The following is a 23,929-nucleotide window of genomic DNA, read 5'->3' as shown; positions in this document are numbered from 1 at the left end:
GGCTGACAACGTTGTCTACTGGCTAGACACGCGCAATGAAGGGCGACACAAGCAACATGAAACAATCCACAATGCGAAGCACGCGCAGCGTCTCCGCACTGACACTGGCCAGCCTCTCGCTCGCCGCAGCACTGGCCGGCGCCATGCCCGCGGCCGCCGCTGAACTCGGGGATGAGCAGCACCGGCCGGCCATCCACTACACGCCGGAAAAGAACTGGATGAACGACCCCAACGGGCTCGTCTTCCACAAGGGCGTTTACCACCTGTACTACCAGCACAACCCCTCCGGGAACACGTGGGGGAACATGTCCTGGGGCCACGCCACGTCCAAGGACCTCGTCCATTGGGAAGAGCAGCCGCTGGCCATCTCCACCGATGCCCAGGAAGATGTCTTCTCCGGCAGCGTCGTCGTGGACAAAAACAACACGTCCGGGCTGGGCACCGCGGAAAACCCGCCCCTGATCGCGATCTACACCAGTGCCTACAAGGAGCCGTCCCCGCACCGCGGCCTGCAGGCCCAGTCCTTGGCCTACAGCCTGGACGACGGCCAGACATGGACCAAGTACGACGGCAATCCCGTCCTGAACCGGAACTCAGCCAACTTCCGCGACCCGAAGGTCTTCTGGTACGACAACCCGGCCGGCGGAGGCTACTGGGTCATGACCGCGGTGGAATCGCAGGAACACAAGGTTGTCCTCTACAAGTCCGACAACCTCAAGGACTGGACCGCACTGAGCGACTTCGGGCCCGCCAACGCCACCGGCGGGCAGTGGGAATGCCCCGACCTGTTCCCCTTGGCTGTTGACGGTGACCCGAACAACGTCAAATGGGTCATGATCGTCAGCATCAACCCCGGCGGCGTCGCTGGGGGCTCTGCCGTCCAATACTTCGTGGGCAACTTCGACGGCACCACGTTCACCTCAGAAACCACCGAACCAGCCACTGCTCCACCCGCCGGAACAGTCCTGGCCGGATTCAACGACGGAACCTACAACGGCTGGACAGTGAACAACGAACCGGGCAACTGGAAGAACGGCCCCTTCGGTGACGCCCCAGCGCCCGGTTCCCTGCCCGGTCAGAGCCCCGTGACCGGATTCGGCGGCAGCGGACTGATCAACTCCTTCAATGATGGGGACTGGCCTCTGGGTTCCATGCAGTCACCCACATTCACCGTGACCGACGACTACTTGAACTTCCTCGTGGGCGGAGGCAAGCACCCCCACGTCTCGGACAAGCTGGACAATAACCCGCCCGAAGGAGAGCTCAAGTTTGAAGGCTTCGAGGTTCCCGACGGAACTACGCTGGCCAATGCCGGCTGGACCGGCACCGGAGACCTGACCCCCAATTTCCAGCCAGCCACCAGCGGCGGGGACTACTACATTGGCGCAAAACGGATCAACACATTCGAATCCGGTACGGTACCCGGTGATGACCGCCAAGGTACCCTGACATCCCCCGAGTTCCCCATCACCAAAGATTTCATGAGCATGTTGGTCGGAGGCGGCAACCGCTCCGCCGACTCCGGACAGACCCTCGCAGTCGAACTGCTCATTAATGGCAACGTGGTCCGCTCCCTGGCCGGCGACAACGGCGGGTTGCTGAACTGGAAAGGTTGGGACGTCTCCGAATTCGCCGGGCAAAACGCCCAGCTGCGTATCGTTGACCAAGCCACCGGCGGGTGGGGACACCTGACCCTTGACCACGTCATGCTCACTGACACTGCCGCTGTTCCCAGGTCCGATGAAGAAACGGTGAACCTGGTAGTCAACGGACAGGTGGTCCGTACGACCACCGGCAACGACAGTGAATCCTTGGACTGGGCATCATGGGATGTCAAGGAATTCGTTGGCCAGCAGGCACACATCAAGGTCGTCGATAACAACAGGTTCGGCTGGGGGCACATCCTCGCGGATGAATTCACAGCAAGCCCCACGCCAGCTGCCTCCCGGCTGGAGTCCTATGACTGGCTGGATTACGGACGGGACTACTACGCCACCGTATCCTTCGCCAACATGCCCGACGACAAGCGGGTAATGCTGGGCTGGATGAGCAACTGGGACTACGCCAACAACACCCCAACCAACCCCTGGCGCAGCGCCATGGCCCTCCCCCGTGAAGTGAAACTCACGCAAACCCCTGACGGTCCGCGCCTCACCCAAAGCGCCGTAAAGCAAGTGGAAAACCTGGGAGGGAAAGTCAGCTATAACGACAAGAAGGGCGGCCCGATTTCAGCAGGAACGCACCCGCTGCCGGCACAGTCGGCAGGCCAGGTCCAGCAGGTGGACATTACCTTCGCCCCCGGCACCGCAACAAAATCCGGCATCACAGTCCTCGGCGACGGACAGTCGTCCACCGTCATTGGCTACGATGCCACGACCGGCAAGATGTTTGTTGACCGCACAAAATCCGGCAACACCACATTCCACCCGGCCTTCGCTTCCATCGAGGACGCCCCCGTCACGCTGGACAAGAACGGCAACGTCACCATGCGGATTTACCTCGACCGCTCCTCCGTGGAGGTGTTCGCCCAGAACGGCCTGAAGACCATCACCGACCAGGTATTCCCCAACCCGGGAGCCGACAAGATGGCCCTCTTCGCCGAAGGCGGTACCGCCCAGCTCAAATCACTCACCGTGACACCGCTGGAAAAGGCAATGTTCCTCCCCGAAAAGAAATAACCCGCCCACGGTATGAACAGCTGACCTGCGAGCTGGAGCTGAAGGGACTGGGTTCGGTCATTACACCGGGCCCAGTCCCTTCAGCTTTCCAGGTGTAACAGACCCGCCCCAACAGTGTCTGTTCCGGCAGGCGGAAGTACCACCTCACACCTTGAAGTACTTCGCCTCCGGGTGGTGGAACACGAACGCGTCGGTGGACTGTTCGGGGTGCAGCATCAGCTCATCGCTCAAAACAACGCCCATCCGCTCGGGCTTCAGCAGTTCCGTCACCTTGCGGCGGTCCTCCATGTCCGGGCAGGCGGGGTAGCCAAGGGAGAACCGGGCACCGCGGTAGTCGAGCTTGAAATACCCTGCCGTGTCCTTCGGCTCCTCGGCCGCGAAGCCCAGCTCCTTGCGGATCCGCGCATGCCAGAACTCCGCCAGCGCCTCGGTGAGCTGCATGACCAGGCCGTTGAGCTCGTAGTAGTCGCGGTACTGGTTGGCGGCGAACATCTTGGACGTGAACTCCTCGATCTTCGAGCCGGCGGTGACCAGCTGCACGGGCAGCACGTCGATCTGCCCCGACTCGCGGGACTTCACAAAGTCGGCCAGGCACAGATGCCGGTCGCGGCGCTGGCGCGGGAAGTCGAAACGCAGCCGATCGGTCCCGATCGGACCGCCTGACCCACCGTCCGGGGCGAGCAGGCCCGCAGCGCCCAGGACGCCGTCGTGATCCTCCCCGTGGTGCAGCACCACCACCTGTTCCCCCTCGGAGACCACCGGGAAGTAGCCGTAGGCGACGGACGCGTCAAGCATTCCCTCGGCGAGGATGCGGTCCAGCCAGTAGCGCAGGCGCGGCCGGCCCTCGCGTTCCACCAGTTCCTCGTAGGAGGCACCGTCCTCGCCGCGGCCGGGCTTGAGCCCCCACTGCCCCATGAACGTGGCGCGCTCATCGAGCAAGGCCGCGTAGTCGTGGAGTGCCACGCCGCGCACAATCCGCGTGCCCCAGAACGGCGGCGCAGGGACGGGGTTGTCGGAGGCGACGTCGGACCGGCCGGGCATTGCCTCCGGCTCGGTCACCGTGAACTTCGCACCGCCCTTGTGGATGCGCTTCTTCAGGGGCGGCAGGCCGACGTCGTCCGGTGACTCGCCGCGGGCGACGCGCACCAGCGGTTCCATGAGGGCGAGGCCCTCGAAGGCGTCCTTGGCGTACCTGACCACGCCGTCAAACTGCTCGGCCAGGTCCTGCTCCACGTAGGCACGGGTCAGGGCAGCGCCGCCGAGGATGATGGGCCACTTCTTCGCCAGGCCGCGGGACTGCAGCTCAGCGAGGTTCTCCTTCATCACCACGGTGGACTTCACCAGCAGCCCAGACATGCCGATCACGTCCGCGTTGTGCTCCTCCGCCGCGGCCATGATCTCGGCGATGCCCTGCTTGATGCCGATGTTGATGACCTTGTAGCCGTTGTTGGTGAGGATGATGTCCACCAGGTTCTTGCCGATGTCGTGCACGTCGCCGCGCACGGTGGCGATCACCATGGTGCCCTTGCCCGAGGAATCCGACTTCTCCATGTGCGGCTCCAGCAGCGCGACGGCGTTCTTCATCACCTCGGCGGACTGCAGCACGAACGGCAGCTGCATCTCGCCGGCGCCGAAGCGCTCGCCCACCACCTTCATGCCCTCGAGCAGGTGGTCGTTGATGATGCCGAGCGGGGTCATGCCCTCGCTGCGCGCCAGGTCGAGGTCCTCCTCGAGGCCCTTGCCTTCGCCGTCGATGATGCGCCGCTCCAGGCGCTGGCCGGTGGGCAGCGCCGCGAGTTCAGCGGCGCGCTGGTCCTTGAGCGCTGCGGTGTCGACGCCGGCGAACATGTCCAGCATGACGGCCAGGGGGTCGTAGGTGGTGTTGCCCTCGGCGTCGTATTCGCGGCGGTCCCAGACGAGGTCCAGCGCTACCTTGCGCTGCTCTTCCGGCAGGGAGGCGAGCGGCACGATCTTGGCGGCATCGATGATGCCGCTGGTCAGGCCGGCCTGCGCGGCCTCGTGCAGGAACACCGAGTTCAGGACGACGCGCGCCGCGGGGTTCAGGCCGAAGGACACGTTGGAGACGCCGAGCGTGGTGTTGATGCCGGGGTACTTCGCGGTGATCTGGCGGATGGCCTCGATGGTTTCGATGCCGTCCCGGCGGGTTTCTTCCTGGCCGGTGGCGATGGGGAAGGTCAGGGCGTCGACGATGATGTCCTCGACGCGCATGCCCCATTCGCCCACCAGGGCGTCGACGAGGCGGGAGGCGATGGCCACCTTGCCCTCGGTGGTGCGGGCCTGGCCCTCTTCGTTGATGGTCAGGGCGATCACGGCGGTGCCGTGTTCCTTCACGAGCGGCATGATGCGTGCGAAGCGGCTGTTCGGACCGTCGCCGTCCTCGTAGTTGACGGAGTTGACCACCGGGCGGCCGCCGATGAGTTCGAGCCCGGCCTGCAGCACGGGCGGTTCGGTGGAGTCGATGACGAGCGGGAGGGTGGAGGCCGACGCGAAACGCGAGACGACCTCCTTGATGTCCGCCACGCCGTCGCGCCCCACGTAGTCGATGCAGACGTCGAGCAGGTGCGCGCCGACGCGGACCTGCTCGCGGGCGATGTCCACGCAGTCGTCCCAGCGCTCTTCGAGCATGGCCTGGCGGAACGCCTTGGAACCGTTGGCGTTGGTGCGCTCACCGATGGCGAGGTAGGCGGAATCCTGGTCGAACGGCACGTGGTGGTAGAGGGAGGCAATGCCCGCTTCCCGCTCGGTGGGGGTGCGGGCGGTGCCGTTGCTGGCTTTCGTTTCCTCGGTGCCCGGGGCTGCGGTGCGGAAGGGCGCAAGCCGTTCGACGACGGCGGCCATGTGCTCCGGCGTCGTACCGCAGCAGCCGCCCACCAGGCCCAGGCCGAACTCGCGCACGAACTGCTCGTGCGCGGTGGCGAGTTCGGTGGGGGAGAGCGGGTAGTGCGCGCCGTTGGGGCCGAGGACCGGCAGGCCGGCGTTGGGCATGCAGGCGATGGCGACGGAGGACTGCTTGGAGAGGTGGCGCAGGTGCTCGCTCATCTCGTCCGGCCCGGTGGCGCAGTTCAGGCCGATGGCGTCGACGCCGAGCGGTTCGAGGGCGGTGAGCGCGGCGCCGATTTCGGATCCCATGAGCATGGTTCCGGTGGTTTCGACGGTTACCTCAACGAAGATGGGGAGCCGGATGCCGCGGGACACGATGGCCTGCTTGCAGCCGTTGACCGCGGCTTTGGTCTGCAGGAGGTCCTGGCTGGTTTCGATGAGGAAGGCGTCCGCGCCGCCGTCGATGAGGCCCTCGGCCTGCAGGGCGAAGGTCTGCTTGAGGTAGTCGTAGGTGGTGTGGCCGAGGCTGGGGAGCTTGGTGCCCGGGCCCATCGAGCCCAGGACCCAGCGCATACGGCCGTCCGTTTTTTCTGCCGCCTCGGCGCGTTCGCGGGCGATCTGTGCGCCCTTGCGCGCGAGCTCCTCAATGCGGTCGTCAATGCCGTAGTCGGAGAGGTTGGACCAGTTGGCGCCGAAGGTGTTGGTTTCGACGGCGTCGATGCCGGTGGCGAAGTAGGCGTCGTGGATGTCGGCGAGGACGTCCGGCCTGGTGTCATTCAGGATCTCATTGCAGCCTTCGAGGCCCTGGAAGTCTGTTTCCAGGGACAGGTCCCGGCCCTGCAGCATGGTGCCCATCGCGCCGTCGGCAATGACGACCCGGTGGTTCACTGCGTCCAGAAGCTCCTGCGCACGGGCAGGACGGGGCACGGACTCAATATCAAGTGCAAAACGAGGCATCTAAACAGGTTAAGGGCGACACGTCGAAACATTGCTTCGTATGTCCGTGTGCTACGTGCGGCAATGGCCTGGGGCTGTCAACTCTGCACCCCTAATCCAGGCTTTGCAGACTCAATTCGTACGCCGCCCCGCGGGTAAGTTAGGCCCTGTGGGCGGTGAGGTATTGCTGCAGACTGCCGACTGACACCGACGTTGTTCGTGTTGATTTTGTCCATGCGGCGTCGAGAGGTTCATCAATGACGGCTTCGCATGCGGCGCCGGGCATGTCCGGAGTGGCCCAGACGCGGATGCGATAGCCGTTGCATGCGCCTCGGCCAGGTAGGCGCGCAGCCCGGCGCCTCGGCCTTCTGCACAGGGGCCGAAGCGCTGCAAGGTGAACAGCTTGGCCCAGTTGTCGCTGACCAGCGGCCCGTGTCGGCGGACGTGCCAGAGGTGAAGCCGGCGGAACGGGCGTCGTCGAAGCCTAACTGCTTAGAGCTGAAGACAGCATTGACCGGCCAGGTCTAGGTGGTCCCGTTGCCGTAGCGTTTTAGGGTTGAAGACCGGCCAGTTCCTGCTCGATGGCGGCGTAGGGATTCTTGTCCGCATTAGCTGGTTTGTGTCAGTCGGGTACTGCAGGCCGCCGACATTTGTATTAATACGTTAGAGCGTCGCGTCACTATCCAAAAGATAGAATTTATCACTCCCACCTTGGATGACTCTATGGACGCGGTTTAGATTACGAAGAGTGAGCCTTGTATACGCTGGCACGTTATTCAGAAAATCATCTAGCCCTGCACGCCAGTCGATAGTTTGTCCAGAATATTCTGGTGGAGAAAGCGGAATTACCTGCCTGTCGATCAATAACTTTTGGGTGACGGTGATGTGAAGTGGGCCGGAGTTGGTCATTTCCAGCGCCCGGATGTAGTTTTCAGCATCCAGCTCCGAGTATTGGGTCGCGTCGTATTCGAGTGAAAAACGAAGCGGTGGCACTCCGCTCGCGGACTCGCCGATAAGGCTAAGACGGAGTCCGGACTGATCGCTTCCATACATGGACAGAGCAACGCGGACGAAGACTGGCGTGATATTACGGTGCTTATTGGCATTTGAAAGATGACTTATGAACAGCGCTGACAAGTTTGCAGGAATATCAACAAGACCGCCAGCATAATCAGGTTGCGCTCGTTTTATCACCTCAACGAACCTATCGTCTAAGAGCGCGATAAACCTCCGAAGCCCATCGCCTTGTTTATTGCTTGCAATCTTCTCCTGGTAGTTCCCTTCCAAGGGGAACTGAACATTTATGCCTTTGCGAGGGAGCTTGTAGTTCTTCCAAATTGACTCCATGGCCATATCAAGGCAGGAGCGTGCATCCGTAACGATGTTTCCAATGAGGAAATTTACTGCTTGGGGAAGCTCTGGCAGATGTTGAACATCAACCGTGAATTCACAATGCCCCTTCGAAGATGAGCTGTCGTCCACTGTGATGCTGAGCATTGGATACTTTGGGTCCTCCAAGAATGGCTCACACAAAGCCCGCACGGTCTCGACCTGATGCTCAACCCAACCCAGCCGCTTCCAGGAGTCATTGAATATCGCATCTTGCTCTTCGCGTTCCCCGTACATGGGTGGAACTACACCTCGCTCTTCCACGAAGACAGGTCTCGGACGGACAACGTCTTCCTGCAATCAGGAAGGGCCCCTCTCCTCGCGCCAGGAACTGCTTCCCTGGCGCGAGAAGGGGCTTTTGGCTTAATCAGACCACCATTATCGCCGCTGGCGCTGCCGAACACTGCCGCAACAGACGCTAAACCTTTTGGTCCACCGCGTCCTCGTCGTCGACGTAGGCCGGAAGCGGGCCAGTCAGGTTAAAGGACGATATCAATTCGTTTCGATTCTGGTGCTGTAGCCAGATAAGGAAGCTGCGGTCCACGACGTTGAGCCGCCGCAGCGACTGATCATAGTCCAAAACTGGTGGCTTCACGTTGTGTCGAATCACTTGCAATGACGTTGATGACGTTAGCGCCTGAGTGATATTGCCCGGGTTGATCGGCGCGTCAGGGTGCGCACTGTTGATGAGCTCTGTTACCTCGGCGTAGCTCAGTCCGCGTTCCAAGTCTTCAATGGGAGCGGACAGGACGGCGTACAGAATCCACCGATGCATTTCCAGCCGGGTGGTCTGGAAACCAAGCGAGAATCCCAACATGAAGCCATTGAAGCGAGCAGAATGAACGGCCACGGACTCCCGAACCAATACCTCGGCGTCAGCGTCTACTACCTGCAGTTGAGGGACAGTCGCATTGATGCCAGCCTTGTCGCATGCCCTGCGGCAGGCGTCTTGAACGACCCAGACGCTATCGAAGGACCCGTCAAGAAGCTCTGAGGTGAACTTGTCACTGAACTTGATGTTGAGCATCTTGGCGCCTTCCTGAATAACCTCATTCAGTTCCTTCCTGGTCCATTTGTCCGCGTTGATGGACAGGACCCGGCCGCCGAGATCGCCATTGTATTGAAGCAGACGATTCTCATCAAGCCATACCCCTGCGATCACAAATGTGTACTCGGAGACCTCATGAAACGCCTTCAGCGCCATTGCAAAATCTAATTGTGTTTGTTCCGGCAAATAGTGAAAGTCGTCCAAAACAATGAATTTTGGTGCCTTCGCGTAGAGAAGGGCCTCGATTATCTCGTTGACATCAAAGGGGTCCAACTCCATTGGAGCTTCGACGTACTCAGTAGCGCTTCCGCTAAGTGTTTCTCCGCCAGCCTCAGCCTTGGCTTTGAAGCCGAGTATCCCAGCTTCTCCACTAAACTTGGCATTTATCTTATTCTCACCGCTGACTGTCTGAGTGGTAGTGCCTTCAACCCTATAACCCGCCGCCTTCAAAATCGCCGAATGCAGTTGGCCAAGCGTCCACCGATTCTGACAGACCACGGCTACGTAATCATCATCGTTGAGATTGTATTTGCGGACCGACGTCTTGCCTTGCTTCGAACTGCCGTGCACCACTATGTGCAGGGATTCCGTCAAGGCGCCAAGGAACGTCCCGTCCACGTCGTCCCTCACCACGTAGTTCCCTGGGAAGCCCCGAGAAATGCCGTAAACATCGCGTACCTTGTGTATGGTTTGCGCCACTGTTACCCCCATCGTCGTAATGGCCCCGTACGGAAACCCATGCCTATACAACCCCAAAGCGACCAATAGAGGAAACCGAGTGGTGGCAAGCCCTGCTCGACATAACCGGCACTACGAGTGGCCATCGCATAAGAACGACTGTGCCTAGATCTCCGCCACAGGAGCCGCGAACTGGGCCTCGTACAGTCGCGCGTAGGCTCCGCCCGCAGCCAGCAAAGAAGCATGCGTCCCCTGCTCCACGATCTGCCCGGCCTCCATCACCAGGATGAGGTCGGCGTCGCGGATTGTGGACAGGCGGTGGGCGATGACAAAGGAAGTCCGGTCGGACCGCAGAACACTCATCGCCTTCTGCACCAGCACCTCGGTCCTGGTGTCCACCGAAGACGTCGCCTCGTCCAAAATCAAAACAGAAGGCCGTGCCAGGAACGCCCGGGCAATCGTCAGCAGCTGCTTCTCCCCCGCGGACACGTTGGACCCCTCGTCCTCCAGGAGGGTGTCGTACCCGTCAGGCAATGACCGCACGAACCGGTCCACATACGTCGCCCGCGCAGCCTCCAGGATCTCGGCTTCAGTAGCACCAGGCCGCCCGTACGCAATGTTGTCCCGGATGGTCCCGGCGAACAGCCAGGTATCCTGCAGCACCATCCCCATCCGCGAGCGCAGCTCGCGCCGCGGCACCGAGGTGACGTCCACGCCGTCGAGCGTTATCCGCCCCGCATGAATCTCGTAGAACCGCATCATCAGGTTCACCAGCGTGGTCTTCCCCGCCCCGGTGGGCCCGACAATCGCCACCGTCTGCCCCGGCTCCGCCACCAACGAAAGGGAGGAGATCAGCGGCTGCTCGGGCGAATACGAGAACGAGACATCCGAGAACACCAGCCTCCCCCGCCCAAAAACCGGCCCCGCAGAAGGGGCAGGCTCAACCGATTCCTCCTCCTCGTCCAGCAACGAGAACACCCGCTCGGCGGACGCCACCCCGGACTGCAGCACGTTCGCCATGGACCCCAGCTGCGCCAGCGGCATGGTGAACTGCCGCGAGTACTGGATGAACGCCTGCACGTCGCCCAGCTGCATCGCCCCGGACGCCACCTGCAGCCCGCCCACCACGGCGATCCCCACATACACTAGGTTCCCGATGAACGTCATGGCCGGCATGATCAGCCCGGAAATGAACTGGGCGCCAAAACTGGCCGAGTACAGCTCCGCGTTCTTCTGCCGGAACCGCTCCCCCACCTCCTGCTGCCGGCCGAACACCTTCACCAGCGCATGCCCGGTGTACGTCTCCTCGATCTGCCCGTTTAGCTCCCCCGTGTGCTTCCACTGCGCCACAAACAGCTTCTGCGAGCGCTTGGCGATCAGCGCCGTCAGCCCCAGCGTCAGCGGAATGGTCACCAGCGCGATCAGTGCCAGCGTGGGCGAGAGGATCACCATCATCACCAGCACGCCCACCACGGTCAGCACCGACGTGACCGCTTGGCTGATGGTCTGCTGCAGGCTCTGCGAGATGTTGTCCACGTCGTTGGTGACCCGGCTGAGCAGCTCGCCGCGCTGGATCGAATCGAAATACCGCAGCGGCAGCCGGTTGATCTTCGCCTCGATCCGCTCCCGCAGCCCGAACACCGTCCGCTGCACCACCCCGTTCAGCACATACGCCTGCACCCACATAAACGCCGACGACAGCACATACAGCACCAGCGCCCACGTCAGCACACTGCCCAGCGCCGCGAAGTCGATCCCCTGCCCCGGCACCAGGTCCATTGCACTGAGCATGTCCGCGCGCTGCCCCTCCCCGGACGCCCGCAGCTGCGCAATCACCTGCTCCTTGCTCACCCCGGCCTGCAGCTCCCGGGACACCACGCCGGCGAAGATCAGGTTGGTGCCCTCCCCCAGCAGCCGCGGCCCGATCACGGACAGCGCCACCCCGGCCACCGCCGTCACGAACACCAGCAGCAGCCACGCCCGCTCCGGCCGCAGCGTCCCCATCAGCCGCTTGGCCGACGGCCAGAAGTTCATCGCCTTCTCCGCCGGGACGTTCATCCCCGCGAACGGTCCGCCGCGCCCCGGCCCGCCTGCCGGACGGGGAATGCGGACGACGTCGGCACTTGCCGTTTTGGCCCCGGGTGCGGTTCCGGCGGTGGTTCCTGGGGCGCCGCTTCCGGAAGAGGCGGACGACGGCGGGCGGTGCGGCGCGCTCATACCGTCTCCTCCGCTGCCAGCTGGGAGGAGACGATCTCGCGGTACGTTTCGTTCGTCTCCAGCAGCTCGCGGTGGGTTCCGCGCCCCACGATCCTGCCGGCGTCGAGCACCAGGATCTGGTCCGCGTCCACGATGCTGGAGACGCGCTGGGCGATGATCACCAGCGTGGCGCCGGCGGTGCTGCGCTTGAGGGCCTGCCGGAGCCGGGCGTCGGTGCCGGTATCCAGCGAGGAGAACGAGTCGTCGAAGATGTACAGCTCGGGCCGTTTCACCAGGGCCCGGGCGATGGCCAGCCGCTGCCGCTGCCCGCCGGAAACGTTGGTGCCGCCCTGGCTGATGGGCGCGTCCAGCCCCTCGTCCATCCGCTCAACGAAGTCGCGGGCCTGGGCGATCTCCAGCGCGGTCCAGAGCTCGTCCTCGGTGGCGTCCGGCTTGCCGTAGAGCAGGTTGCTGCGGACGGTGCCGCTGAACAGGTAGGGCCGCTGCGGGACCAGGCCGATGTGCCCCCAGAGCAGGTCCGGGTGCAGCTCACGGACGTCCACGCCGTTCATCCGGACCGAGCCTTCCGTGGCGTCGAAGAGCCGGGGCATGAGGTTCACCAGGGTGGTCTTGCCGGCGCCGGTGCTGCCGATGATCGCCGTCGTCTGCCCCGCCCTTGCGGTGAAGCTGATCCCGGTGAGGACGGGCTGGTCGGCACCCGGGTAGGCGAATCCGACGTCGCGCATTTCCAGCTCGCCGCGGCGGCGGCCGTCCTGTCCCGCCGTCGTACTGATGGGGTGAAGCGGCGGCCGGACGCTCGGCTCCGTGCGCAGCACCTCCCCGATCCGGTCACCGGACACCGCGGCGCGCGGGATCATCACGGCCATGAACGTGGCCATCATGACGGACATCAGGATCTGCAGCAGGTAGCTCAGGAACGCGATGAGCGTGCCCACCTGCATGGAGCCGTCCTGGATGCGGAACGAGCCGAACCAAATCACAGCCACGCTGGAGACGTTCAGGACCAGCATGACCATGGGGAACGCGAGTGCCATGAGCCGGCCGGCGCGCAGGGCGGTGTCCGTGACGTCCTCGTTGGCGCGGGCGAAGCGCTCGGTCTCAATGTCCTCGCGGACGAAGGCGCGCACCACGCGGATGCCGGTGAGCTGCTCGCGGAGGACGCGGTTCACGGTGTCGATCCGCTTCTGCATCTTGCGGAACAGCGGCACCATCCGGACGGTGATCAGGCCGACGGCGATCAGCAGCACCGGGACGGCGACGGCGATCAGCCAGGACAGCTGCGCATCCTGCCGCACGGCCATGATCACCCCGCCGATGCTGAGCATGGGCGCGGTGACCAGCATGGTGGCGGACATGAGCACCAGCTGCTGGACCTGCTGGACGTCGTTGGTGGACCGTGTGATGAGGCTGGGGGCGCCGAATCTGGTGACCTCCTGCTCGGAGAAGTCGCCCACCCTGGTGAAGATCGCGTCCCTGAGGTCCCTGCCCACGCCCATCGCTGCCTTCGCCGCGAAGTACACGGCGATGACCGCGCAGACGATCTGCAGCAGGGTGATCCCCAGCATCACGCCGCCGAGGCTGAGGATATAGCCGACGTTTCCCTTGGCCACGCCTTCGTCGATGATGTCCGCGTTCAGGGTGGGCAGGTACAGGGACGCGATGGACTGCGCCAGCTGGAAAACCACGACGGCGGCCAGCAGCTTCCGGTGCGGCCGCAGGTATTCAACGAGCAGTTTCCAGAGCATGGGCGGCTCCTGACACAGTGTCCACAAGGTGTGGTGCGAAGGTCAGTTTACGTCCGGCGGCTGGGATGGGGCCGTGCCTGTGGAGGAGAAGTTGGGGCGGTTCACGGAGGGCGTATTCAGGTGCGTCATAAGCAAAAGCGCCTTCACCAAATCAAGACATGAATTGGCCGGGGTGCGCTAAGAGCACCCCGGCCAATCCCCCAATTTAGGCCTTGTAGCCCGAGGGCGGCGTGAGTACCCCGCGCTCGATGAGTTTCTCGATATTGGCGGCTCGGGTTGAGTCTTCCCGGGCCAGCCAGTCCTCACCGGGAGGGGCGTCGAGGTACTGGTTCTTCGGGTAGATGGGGGTGTCGTAGATAACCCGGTACTGCTCGGTGCGCAGGTCCTTGTACTGGTTGTACAGGCCGTTGGAGACTCGGGCCCGGCGGAGCGCCTCGATGTCGATCGTGGTGCAGACGAACGAGTCACCCGACGTCCAGCCCTGCTGCTTGGTCAGGATCTGGCCCCGCGGACCGACGATCATGGACTGGCCGCCAAACAGGTCCTGCATGCTCCCGTCGTCACGAACCTCGGGCCCCAGGTTCGGGGCGACGACATACGCCGAGTTGAACATGGCGTGTGCCCGGTTCTGCAGTTCCCACATGCCGTTCTGCACGGCCGGCTCGATCAGGGTGCCCCGGATAATGATCTCGGCGCCGTTCATCGCGAGCCCACGCGGCACCTCGGGGTAGACACCCTCGTGGCAAATGGCGTACCCGATGTTGCCGATCTCGGTCTTCGCCACAGGGAAAATGGCATCCATTGCATTGCCATTGCCCTTCTTTTCAATCCACTCGTCCCACACGTCGTGCGGGTTCATGTTGCCAAGCATGCCGCCCTCATAGGCATCACTGGTGGCCTTGTAACGCTTGTAGATAATGTCGCCCTGCGGATCGATGATAAAGGCGACATTGAAGTGGCGGTCCGGGAAATCATCATCTTTTACCATGTACAGCTCGGCAGCGATGTAGGTGTTGAGTTCCACGGCCTTCTTGGCCAACTCGTCCGTCTCCGGCCCGGGGATTGTCACAGCAAAGTGGCGCTCCTTTTCCCGGTTACCCGGGGTGTTAGCGATCATCCCCTGGATAGCCATCTCCGGCAGGACAACCAGCTTGACCGGAGAGCCCTCCCAGGCCCCGACCATGACTGCTGTATCGATGAATTCGTTGATGCGCTTGACGTTCGCAACGCCGTCACCGGGATTCTTCACATTGATTGTCCGCGGCGAAACTGCAACGACGACAAATGGATCGACCATTGTTTTTCTCTCTTTTCTCTTCTTTGAGTTCCTGAGTTAGCGCTAACTCAACGTATTGCGGTGAGGTAGGGAATTGCAAGACCTGAAGGTCAATGATTTTCAGAAATAGGCCAGGAGCCCTTGGGGTCCCAGAGCTGGGAGTTCAGCCCCCCGGTTTGGGTGCAGGCAGACGCTGTTGGTATCAGCGCCTGCTACGCGGCGACGCGGTGGTGTCGCGGAGCATGAGGAGCGGTTCCAGCAGGGGGATGTCCCCCTCCGCCTCCTCTTTGATCATGGCGAGGACGCGGCCTACAGCGATGTGACCGATGGCTTCGAAGTCCAGCTTCACCGTGGTCAGTGCCGGCCGGAAGAAGGGTGCTTCCTTGACGTCGTCGAATCCCACGACGCTGACATCGCCCGGTACGTTGCGCCCGGCGTCGTCCATGGCCTTAATCACGCCGAGCGCGAAGGGGTCGTTGGCGGCAAAGACCGCCGTGACATCCTTCCTCGCGGCGAGTTCACGTCCAACGCGGTATCCCTCAGCGGCCGACCAATCGGTCGTTGCGAGCGGCGTCGGAACGACGCGTCCAGCCGCGCCCAGTTCCGCCGCCCATCCCTGGACCCGGGCTGATGTTGCCATCCAACCCGGAGGGCCTTGAACATGCCACACCGTTTCGTGCCCGAGGTCCAGCAAGTGGCGCACCACCATCCGGGCACCCCGCACTTCGTCAACGGAAACGCTTGTGGGGCTCGGGTGCGATCCCTGCTGGAAGGTGACCACGGGGACACCGATGTCGAGGTCCTCAAGCACCGTGATCGCATCCAACAGGGGCGCGAGCACGATTACGCCGTCGACCGTGTCCGAATTGATGGATTCGAAGGCTGCCCGGATATCCCGCCGTTCGAGACTGGCCAACGTGACCAGACGCGTAGCGTAGCCATGTTGCCTGGCTTCCTCCGAAATACCGTACAGCGCCACCGTTGGGCCCAGGACCGACAGTTCGAAGCTGACAACACCGATCGTCATGGTCCGGTTGCTGGCGAGCGCCGCGGCTGCAGGATTTCGCCGGTACCGGAGTTGCGCAATCGCGTGCTCCACGCGCTGTCGGATGTCCGGATCCACGTTGGTGGCTCCCCTGACAACCCGTGACACCGTCTGCTGGGACACTCCGGCGAGCCGGGCAACGTCGGACATTCGGGGAGCCTTTGACCTGGAGGCCAGCCGCTCCCCGCGCCCATTGGTGTTGCGGGCTTCTGAAGGCGCGGGAGTCGTGGACACCACTCCATTATCCCCGGCTACCCTCGAGGAGCCCCGGAACGCGCCGCCGGTCGGCGCGCCAGCTGTCACGGACGCCGGTACCGCAGGACTTCGGGATGCTGGTCGTACGGCCACTCGGCCCCCTCCACCATGTACTTGCGGGTTGTGTAGCTGCCGTCCATTGTTGAGGCCAGCGACGGAGGTCCGTCGAAGCCGATGACACCCCAACCGACGCGGTTCTCGTTCCCTCCATACACCGGGTCGCCGTAAAACCCCTGGCGGGTGTTGAGCACCAGCAGCGGGAAAAACTCCAGGAAGTCCTCGTTGACCGGTTGGTTTCCTGCCGGCGCGCCGCCAAGACCAACCTCGGAGTGCTCCAGCGAGAAAGCGTGTGGCTTCGCCGCGCCCGACAGTGTCTCGAGCACCGCGTCCTGGTCCTCTTCCGTAAGTCCGAGGAACTCGACGTCAGCACGCTCTTTCGCCAGCCGGTCCAGCTCCAGGACACCCTCGCGGTAAAACTCCCGGCGCTGCTTGATGCGCTCCTGCCATGCGGCCTCGTCGCGGCCCTCCATCCGGAGGAACCCGTTGCCGTCCGCTGCCGGGAAGATGAACTGCGTTCCCGCAAGCATCCGGTCAATGAAGCGGACCACCTTCGCCTCACGTGCACCCGGGTGGTGGTCGGTGGGGATAATCCGGGCCGACGCCGCTTCGATGGTGTTCCACTCGTGCTCGGTGAAGAAGACCGGCCCGTCAACGTCCCGTGTTGAGATGGGCACCGTAGCCCATTCCGCCTGTCCCATATGACATCTGTCCTTTCGTGTCCTGTGTTAAGTGCGAGTCAGTTTTCGGACCAGCCATGGCGGTCCACCTGAAGAATGCGGTCGGAGCACCGCCAGGCATTCGCCATGATCGTCAGGGCCGGATTGATACCGGTCGCTGTCGGGAAGAAGCTCGCGTCGAAGACGTAAAGGTTTGGTACTTCATGCGAGCGGCACCAGCGGTCCACGACGGACGTCGCAGGATCATTGCCCATGCGGGCGGTGCCCAGTTCGTGCGAGGTGTTGCCGGTGATCCGCTCCATGTTGACCGGGATGACCTTCTTCGCCCCTGCAGCCTCCAGGATTTCCCCGTTCTTGGCGACCTGCCAGCGTTCCTGCGCAAAGTCATTGGAGTGGGGCGTATGGGTAATACGGGCAACCGGCAGACCCCAGGCGTCCTTGACGTTCGGGTCAAGGTCGACCCGGTTGTCCTCCACCGGCAGGTCATGCAGGAGGACACCGATCTTCATGCTGTGGTTGAAAAACTCGCGGTCGGAGTCCTTTGCCGCCTGGCCCCACGTAGGCCGGCCGGGGTAACTCCAGTTCACCGGGTGTCCGATCATGGACGGGAAGATCAGTGATCCCAGGATGTGGCCCCGGCTCTCATCCGTCTCGTAGAAGTCGAACGAACACAGGCTCATGTAGTGGCCCGCCCACCCGTAAAGCGGGTCGCTGACCTCACGGTCGAACAAGCCGACGGAGAATGAGTACTGATGGAAGGTTGCATTCTTACCTACCATGCCGCTGCCGTTGCCGAGTCCGTCCGGGAAGAGTCCTGACTTTGACATGAGCAGCAGGCGCGGGGTTTCGATGCCGCCGCCGCAGACGATCACGGCTTTGGCGTGCTGGACGAACTCGTCGCCGTCCTCGTCCTGGTAGCGGACACCGGTGGCGCGGCCGTCCTTGCCGACGAGAATCTCGCTGACATAGCAGTCGGATCGGAGGTCGTAGCGCCCGGTCGCAACGGCGTCCGGGATGAAGCTGATCAGCGTGGATGACTTGCCGCTTCCCGGGTCCGGGTACTGCTGCCAGAAACCGTTCTCACTGAATGGCTGGCGCCCCCGGTAGGGTTCGGTCACCATGCCCTGCGGCATGGGGAACGTACCATGCCCGAGCTTGGACATCGCGGTGGCGAAGGTCCGCCCGATCTGGCTCAGCGGTGACGGCTTGGTGGGGTAGCCGCGGCTGCGCCACGCTTCCCATTTGTTCGCCCCGGCAAGACCCGACGTGCCGAACTCCCACTCAACGCGTGTGTAGTACGGCTCCAGTTCGTCATAGGAGATGGGCCAGTCGACAAGGCTTGCTCCCGGAACATCGCCGTGCAGGCTGCGCAGCTTGAAATCGCTCTCGGCCATGCGCGGGACCATGCCACCCCAGTGGGTGGTGCCTCCGCCGACGACTTGCGGCGTGGCTGAGAAGTTGGTGATTTCGGCTTCTACTTTGTCGTTTGGGCGGTAGGTCCGCGGTTTGATCTTCGGATCCTGCCAGATGAAATTCCGGTTGAGGAACTTGAGTTCGTCCCCCGAGGCGTGCTCGGGCTTCAGCCAGGGCCCACGCTCGAGGCCCACCACCTTCAGTCCGGCCTCCGACAGCACCTTTGCCGCGGTTGCCCCGCCGGCGCCTGCGCCGACGATGACGACGTCCACCGGCTCAGGCTGCTTCTTCCTGGTCATTGCTTCGTTTCCTTTCGTAAATTCCTGCTACTCGCCCCAGCGGTCAGACCGTCACGGCTTCAATGCCGTTCCGGCCCTCGCGTGCAAGAGGCAGGAGCTGGTCCCAGAGCTCCTGGGGGATGTCATGGTTGAGCAGGCGGAGGGTCTCCTCGACGCGGCTCGGCTGGGACATTCCGACGATGGTGGACGCCACGCGCTCATCACGCACGGAGAATTGCAGGGCAGCTGCGGCGAGCGGGACGCCGTGCTGCGCGCACAGTTCTTCCATGCGCAGGACCCTGCCGATGGTCGCCTGGTCCACAGGTGCATAGCAGTACCGCGGGACGGCCCTGGGTCCTTTGACGAGCATCCCGCCGCCGAACGGTGCGGCGTTGACGAAGGCGACCCCGCGGCGGGCCGCGTCCTCCAGGAGCGGCTCGGCAGTCTGTTCAACGAGGGTGTAGCGGTTGTGGCTGATGACGGCGTCGAATGCGTCGGTCGCCAGGTACTGCAGCTCCAGGTCGATCGGGCCTCCGGCGACACCCAAGTGCTGGATAACACCCTGGTCCCGGAGATCGATGAGGGCTTCCAGCGGGCCTCCCTTGGCCACCCCCTCCTCGAAGGAGATCTTCTCGGGGTCGTGCAGGTAGGCGAGCTGGAGTTTGTCGAGGCCGAGGCGCTCGAGGCTCTCCTCGACGGACCGGCGGACGCGGTCCCCGGAGAAGTCGGTGCTGCCGGGAAGCGGATCGACCTTCGTGGCGACGACGTATCCCTCGGGGATGCCGCCGCGCTCGGCGATGGCCCGGCCAATCCGCTCTTCGCTTGCACCGCCGCCGTACTCATTCGACGTATCAATGAACGTGAAGGGCCCGTCGAAGACGCGGTGGATCGTGGCGACGGCGGTGTCTTCGTCGACCTCGTAACCGTACTGGGCGGGAAAGCTGCCGAGCGCACTGGTGCCGACACAAATGTCGGAGACGGTCAGGCCGGTGCGTCCGAAGGGGTGAATGGACATGATTCCTGCTTTCTGAAGCTGAATTGGGATGACGATGACTACGCGGCTATGCGGGCTGGGTGCGCCGGAAATGTTTGGCGAAGAATCCGGAGATCCTCTGGACGCCGCCCGCGCTGGAAAGGAAGACGGCGAGGATAATCACTGCGCCTTTGATGACCAGCTGCGGCTCGGAGGAGATCCCGACGAGGTTCATGATGTTGATGATGGTGGTCAGGATGAATACCCCGATCACTGCGTTCAGCGGATCGCCCTTGCCTCCCATGAGGGAGGCGCCGCCCACCACGACGGCTGCGATGGCGTCGAGTTCGTAACCTACGCCGATGAGCGAGCTTCCCTGCCGCAGCTGGGCGGCAGCGACCAGGCCTGCCAGGCCGGCGAGCACGCCGGAGATGGTGTAGGTGATGATCAGGTTCCGGGCGACCGGCAGGCCCGAAAGCCGCGAGGCTTCAGGGTTGCCGCCGATCGCATAAAGTGAGCGCCCGAACGTCGTGTATTTGGCCACGAGCGCCGCGATCACGGCCACGATGATGAAGATCAGGACGGGGTTGCGGATGCCGAGGAAGCTGCCGCGGGAGAAAACCTGAATGATCCACTGGTCTTTGATCTCGATCAGGCTTGTTGACTGGATGATGTAGCTGAAGCCCTTGACGGCACTCATCATGGCGAGCGTCGCGATGAACGGAGGGATGTTCAGCCAAACGACGAGGATGCCGTTGATCAGTCCGGCGGCAGCGCAGCAGGCAAGCACAAACACGACGGACGCGCCGGCGGGCATCCCGGACTGCAGGGTCAGTGCCGTAAGTACCGTGGACATCGCCAGGATCGAGCCTACGGAGAGGTCGATGCCGCCGGTCAGGATGACAAAGTATTGGCCGATCGCCAGCACGACGACGATCGAGGCGGCCGTGATCACGTTTTCAGCATTGCGGAACGTCAGAAAGTCGTCGGAGACGTAATAGCCCACCGCAATGATCGCGAGAAGCACAAGGATAAGGTAGCTCTTCGGCAAGGCACGGAGGGTGCTGCCCCGCAGTCGGGAGCCGATGCTGGCCAATGGCGATGGGGACGGGGAGGGGGCGCCACTCGTTGGCGGCAGGGACGACAAGGTCCGGGACATAGGTGTACTCCTGAATAGAAACTGATTGGGGGCCGTCAGGCGAAGCGCTCAAGGATGGCGTTGCCGGAGGGGTCGATGTCGTCATGGTCGAGTTCGGCGACGACTTGGCCGCGCGCCATCACGAGGACGCGGTCGCACATCATCGCCTCCGTGATCTCCGAGCTCGCCACCACGACGGTTCCGCCGGCCTGCGCGAACTCGCGGATGAGCTCGTACATGTCCTCCTTCGCCCCGACGTCCACGCCGCGGGTGGGTTCGTCGCACACGAGGATGCGTGACTGGCGGACAAGCCAGCGGGCCAGGATGGCCTTCTGCTGGGTTCCCCCGCTCAGCGTCTTGAGCGGCTGATGCACTCCGGATACCTTCATGCCGAGCCGGCCCACCATCTCCCCGGCCACGGCACGTTCCCGCCGGGACTGGATCACGCTCAGCCGGCTGAATTGCGGCAAACTGGCCAGCGTGATGTTGCCGGCAACGCCCATGTCCGGGATGAAGCCCGCTGCCTTGCGGTCCTGCGGCAGCAGCCCGATCCCGCGGCGGATCGCGTCGCGGGGGGCACGGAAGTCCACCGCTTTCCCGTCGACGCGGATCTCGCCGGAAGTCCGCCTCCGCGCACCAGCGATGAGGCCAGCCAGTTCTGACTGGCCGCTGCCGATGAGCCCCGAGATGCCGAGCACCTCGCCTTCACGCAGCTCGAACGACACCTTGTCCACGTACCCCTGCTCGGAAAGGTCGCGGGCGGAGAGGATGATGCTCTCCTTCGGTCCGGCGCCGAGGCTGGGCGAGCGTTCCCCGCGGAGGGCCGCTTCGGCAATGGACCCTTCGAGGCTCTTCCCGACCATTGCCGTGACCACGTCCGCGGGCTTGGAGTTTGCTGTCTTCAAATCCGCAGCGTTTACCCCATCGCGCAGCACTGTCACGGCGTCGCAGAGCGAAAACAGCTCGTCCATGCGGTGCGAAATGTATAACAGCGTCACGCCTTGTTCGGACAGGGAGCGGAGGACGGTGAACAGCCGTTCAACATCGGGCAGGGGCAACGTGGAGGTGGGTTCATCCAGAAGCAGGACCCGGGCGTCCTTGTGCAGGGCCTTGGCCAACTCCACAGCCTGTTGCTCCGCTGTGGAGTAACTTGCCACGGGGCGGCGGACATCGAGATCGAAACCTACCCGGTCCAGCGCGGTCCGGGCTTCTGCCTGCATACGCTGCCAGTCGACAGAGGCCCCCGCCCGCCGGGGCAACTGTCCCAGGAAGATGTTCTCGGCCACCGAGAGGGACGGCACGAGCGAGAGTTCCTGGTAAATTGTGTGGATCCCGGCGCGCTGGGCGTCCATGGGGTCTCGAAAACGCTGAAGCTCGCCGCCAAGGCGGATGGTCCCGCCGTCCGGGGACTCCGCTCCGGAGAGGATTTTTACGAGCGTCGACTTGCCTGCGCCGTTCTGCCCGGCAAGTGCGTGAATGGATCCGCGGGAGACGCTGAAGCTGACTCCCTTCAACGCCTGGACGCCGGGATAGGACTTGGTGACGCCATCGAGCCGCAGCTCCGAAGCGCCGTCATGGGTGTCTCGTGCTGTCTCCGCCGCTGCGGTGGAAGGCGAGACCTGGTTATGGGCGAGCATCATGCTCCTTATATAGGGCTCTGGGTGGAACTGCCGGCCACGGGGCAGCGCCGGCCAGGGAGCTCAGTCTTTTGCGCGGACATAGGTGTCCGTGGGGACGTAGTAATCCGGCGCCTCGGCGGGCGTGATGACCGTCGTGTCGATGTAGTTCGTCTTGTCCGGGCACTGGGCCTGGTCGCCATTGAAGGCAGCAAGTGCCATCCGCACTGCGGCGGCTCCCTGGTCCCACGGCTGGTTGGAGGCATCCGCCTGCAACGGACCCGTCGGGTCGTCCACCATTTCCTTGATCGCCCCCATGCCGCCGTCATAGCTGGCCATGATGATCCCGTCACCCCAGAGACCGGCCTGTTGCAGGCCCTGAACGATGCCGCCATGCATCACGTCGCTCATGCTGTAGACAATCTTGATGTCCGGGTTGGCGGTGGCCACGTCCCGGATCGGGGCGAGCGCTTTGTCGGGCTTCCATTCCCCGTACTTCGTATCGAGCTTTACGGTAGTGACGCCCGGGTGCTTATCCATAACGCGGTTCCACCCCGCCATGAAACCGTTGAACCGGAGATCGCTCAACACGTCTCCCGGGAAGCCGCCGATACCGACGAGCTTGATCTGGCCGTTGTCGCCGTACTTCTCGAGCGCCTTCTGGGCAGCGGTTTCGCCGGCAAGTGAGCCGGTGTGCTCCTGGTCCTCGGCAACGTAGCAGAACATGTCCGGGACCAGTGACTTATCCAGGCTTGAGTTGACGGTGACGACGGGTATGCCCGCATCCTTCAGCGCCTGAACCGAGGGTCCGACGCCGAGCGGGTCGTTCGGGTTCATCACCACGACGTCTACGCCCTTTGTGATGAGGGTCTGCACGTCAGCGTTCTGCCGGACGGTATCACCATTGGCGTCAAGCAACTCGAGGCGCGCCCCAATCTTCCCCGCCTCAGCCTGGCCGCCCTCAACGAGGGTCTTCCACCAGTCACTGCCGCTGATGCCGCGCTGGCTCCAGCCGATGACAAGCCCCTTTCCGCTTGCCTTCTCCTCCGCATTGTCCGCGGTGGCGCCGCCCTTGCACCCGGCCAGCCCAAGCATGGCGACCGTCAGGACGGAAGCGCACAGAGCCGCCTTGCCAAGTCTTTTGTTCCGACGAATTCCAGTTGTAGTTCTCCGCATGAACAACACTCCCTTGTGTTCGTGATCACCCCACCTTTGGGGCTGTGAGCTAACTTACATGCTGAGTTAGCGCACTATCAAGGGTTTTCGGGAAACTCGTTAAAGGTGTGACGGCTGGTGTTACTGGCAAGCAAAGTGGCGGAAATAGACGGAGAAGAAGTCACTAACCGCGCCAGCAGCATTAGTAAGGGTGCTGATTTATCGCTAACTCAGCAGCTTGGGCCGACCACGCCCCTACGGCAAGATTGGCCAGAAGGAATGTAGTCACTAACGACGCTTTCCATCGCAGGTCGATGTGTAGCGCTGGCACGGAGCATCCGCGCCTGACTCCTCGAAGCTCAGCTACCCAACCCACGATTGGGGGAAGATTTCGGGGACGCCCCCTCGACACCGTTACTAAGGCTGCTTAGCATTAAGGCTCGATCAGTTCTCTTTTGCGTACAGCCGTCAGGCGGGATTTTCCCAACAGCCTGGCGGTCTGAAAACCTTT

At 63.1% G+C, this 23,929-nt stretch carries 14 protein-coding genes; 1 reads left to right on the top strand and 13 read right to left on the bottom strand.

Annotation, left to right across the window (positions count from 1 at the left end):
- Positions 1 to 56 precede the first annotated feature (56 nt).
- On the top strand, positions 57 to 2,678 hold the full coding sequence (locus tag DXK94_RS03200) for a GH32 C-terminal domain-containing protein (RefSeq protein WP_258868415.1): 2,622 nt from the start codon (positions 57 to 59) through the stop codon (positions 2,676 to 2,678).
- Positions 2,679 to 2,822: 144 nt separating this feature from the next.
- Here the strand turns inward: DXK94_RS03200 and metH are convergent, their stop codons facing one another.
- The 13 genes from metH to DXK94_RS03130 form a co-directional block, all read right to left on the bottom strand.
- Positions 2,823 to 6,476: a methionine synthase gene (gene metH, locus DXK94_RS03195; protein ID WP_115523794.1), complete on the bottom strand. Its 3,654-nt coding sequence runs from the start codon at positions 6,474 to 6,476 to the stop codon at positions 2,823 to 2,825.
- A gap of 642 nt (positions 6,477 to 7,118) precedes the next feature.
- A complete protein-coding gene (locus tag DXK94_RS03185) occupies positions 7,119 to 8,081 on the bottom strand; it encodes a hypothetical protein (RefSeq protein ID WP_115523792.1) in 963 nt (320 codons plus the stop codon).
- 181 nt (positions 8,082 to 8,262) lie between these two features.
- Entirely contained in the window at positions 8,263 to 9,591 is a 1,329-nt protein-coding gene (locus DXK94_RS03180) for a hypothetical protein (RefSeq protein WP_220272949.1), read from the bottom strand.
- Positions 9,592 to 9,735: 144 nt separating this feature from the next.
- Positions 9,736 to 11,787: an ABC transporter ATP-binding protein gene (locus DXK94_RS03175; protein ID WP_309544306.1), complete on the bottom strand. Its 2,052-nt coding sequence runs from the start codon at positions 11,785 to 11,787 to the stop codon at positions 9,736 to 9,738.
- A complete protein-coding gene (locus DXK94_RS03170) occupies positions 11,784 to 13,532 on the bottom strand; it encodes an ABC transporter ATP-binding protein (protein ID WP_115523791.1) in 1,749 nt (582 codons plus the stop codon). Before DXK94_RS03170 ends, DXK94_RS03175 begins: the two co-directional genes overlap by 4 nt.
- Before the next feature lie 205 nt (positions 13,533 to 13,737).
- On the bottom strand, positions 13,738 to 14,829 hold the full coding sequence (locus tag DXK94_RS03165; protein ID WP_079595143.1) for a nitrilase-related carbon-nitrogen hydrolase: 1,092 nt from the start codon (positions 14,827 to 14,829) through the stop codon (positions 13,738 to 13,740).
- Between the two features lie 181 nt (positions 14,830 to 15,010).
- Positions 15,011 to 16,003 carry a LacI family DNA-binding transcriptional regulator gene (locus DXK94_RS03160; RefSeq protein WP_079595144.1) on the bottom strand — a complete coding sequence of 331 codons (993 nt, stop codon included), beginning with the start codon at positions 16,001 to 16,003 and terminating at the stop codon, positions 15,011 to 15,013.
- Positions 16,004 to 16,152: 149 nt separating this feature from the next.
- A complete protein-coding gene (locus DXK94_RS03155; protein WP_079595145.1) occupies positions 16,153 to 16,866 on the bottom strand; it encodes a gluconate 2-dehydrogenase subunit 3 family protein in 714 nt (237 codons plus the stop codon).
- A 38-nt stretch (positions 16,867 to 16,904) separates the two neighbouring features.
- Positions 16,905 to 18,557, bottom strand: coding sequence for a GMC family oxidoreductase (locus DXK94_RS03150; RefSeq protein ID WP_115523790.1), 1,653 nt, complete (start codon positions 18,555 to 18,557; stop codon positions 16,905 to 16,907).
- A gap of 43 nt (positions 18,558 to 18,600) precedes the next feature.
- Positions 18,601 to 19,551 carry an aldo/keto reductase gene (locus DXK94_RS03145; protein WP_115523789.1) on the bottom strand — a complete coding sequence of 317 codons (951 nt, stop codon included), beginning with the start codon at positions 19,549 to 19,551 and terminating at the stop codon, positions 18,601 to 18,603.
- A 46-nt stretch (positions 19,552 to 19,597) separates the two neighbouring features.
- Positions 19,598 to 20,668, bottom strand: a complete 1,071-nt coding sequence (locus DXK94_RS03140; RefSeq protein WP_115523788.1) for an ABC transporter permease — start codon at positions 20,666 to 20,668, stop codon at positions 19,598 to 19,600.
- Positions 20,669 to 20,703: 35 nt separating this feature from the next.
- Positions 20,704 to 22,287 carry a sugar ABC transporter ATP-binding protein gene (locus DXK94_RS03135; RefSeq protein WP_254865431.1) on the bottom strand — a complete coding sequence of 528 codons (1,584 nt, stop codon included), beginning with the start codon at positions 22,285 to 22,287 and terminating at the stop codon, positions 20,704 to 20,706.
- 60 nt (positions 22,288 to 22,347) lie between these two features.
- On the bottom strand, positions 22,348 to 23,439 hold the full coding sequence (locus DXK94_RS03130; RefSeq protein ID WP_115523787.1) for a substrate-binding domain-containing protein: 1,092 nt from the start codon (positions 23,437 to 23,439) through the stop codon (positions 22,348 to 22,350).
- Positions 23,440 to 23,929 lie beyond the last annotated feature (490 nt).

The sequence above is a fragment of the Arthrobacter sp. RT-1 genome (genome assembly GCF_003367205.1).
Lineage (GTDB): Bacteria > Actinomycetota > Actinomycetes > Actinomycetales > Micrococcaceae > Arthrobacter.
Note: the sequence above shows the minus strand (reverse complement) of the source record. Positions and strands in the feature narration are given on the sequence as shown.

Bases quoted from the DNA above. Each gene is read 5' to 3' on its own strand.
- DXK94_RS03200 (WP_258868415.1), top strand. From the start codon at position 57: ATGAAACAATCCACAATGCGAAGCACGCGCAGCGTCTCCGCACTGACA.
- metH (WP_115523794.1), bottom strand. From the start codon at position 6,476: ATGCCTCGTTTTGCACTTGATATTGAGTCCGTGCCCCGTCCTGCCCGT.
- DXK94_RS03185 (WP_115523792.1), bottom strand. From the start codon at position 8,081: ATGTACGGGGAACGCGAAGAGCAAGATGCGATATTCAATGACTCCTGG.
- DXK94_RS03175 (WP_309544306.1), bottom strand. From the start codon at position 11,787: ATGAGCGCGCCGCACCGCCCGCCGTCGTCCGCCTCTTCCGGAAGCGGC.
- DXK94_RS03170 (WP_115523791.1), bottom strand. From the start codon at position 13,532: ATGCTCTGGAAACTGCTCGTTGAATACCTGCGGCCGCACCGGAAGCTG.
- DXK94_RS03165 (WP_079595143.1), bottom strand. From the start codon at position 14,829: ATGGTCGATCCATTTGTCGTCGTTGCAGTTTCGCCGCGGACAATCAAT.
- DXK94_RS03160 (WP_079595144.1), bottom strand. From the start codon at position 16,003: ATGTCCGACGTTGCCCGGCTCGCCGGAGTGTCCCAGCAGACGGTGTCA.
- DXK94_RS03155 (WP_079595145.1), bottom strand. From the start codon at position 16,866: ATGGGACAGGCGGAATGGGCTACGGTGCCCATCTCAACACGGGACGTT.
- DXK94_RS03150 (WP_115523790.1), bottom strand. From the start codon at position 18,557: ATGACCAGGAAGAAGCAGCCTGAGCCGGTGGACGTCGTCATCGTCGGC.
- DXK94_RS03145 (WP_115523789.1), bottom strand. From the start codon at position 19,551: ATGTCCATTCACCCCTTCGGACGCACCGGCCTGACCGTCTCCGACATT.
- DXK94_RS03140 (WP_115523788.1), bottom strand. From the start codon at position 20,668: ATGTCCCGGACCTTGTCGTCCCTGCCGCCAACGAGTGGCGCCCCCTCC.
- DXK94_RS03135 (WP_254865431.1), bottom strand. From the start codon at position 22,287: ATGATGCTCGCCCATAACCAGGTCTCGCCTTCCACCGCAGCGGCGGAG.
- DXK94_RS03130 (WP_115523787.1), bottom strand. From the start codon at position 23,439: ATGCGGAGAACTACAACTGGAATTCGTCGGAACAAAAGACTTGGCAAG.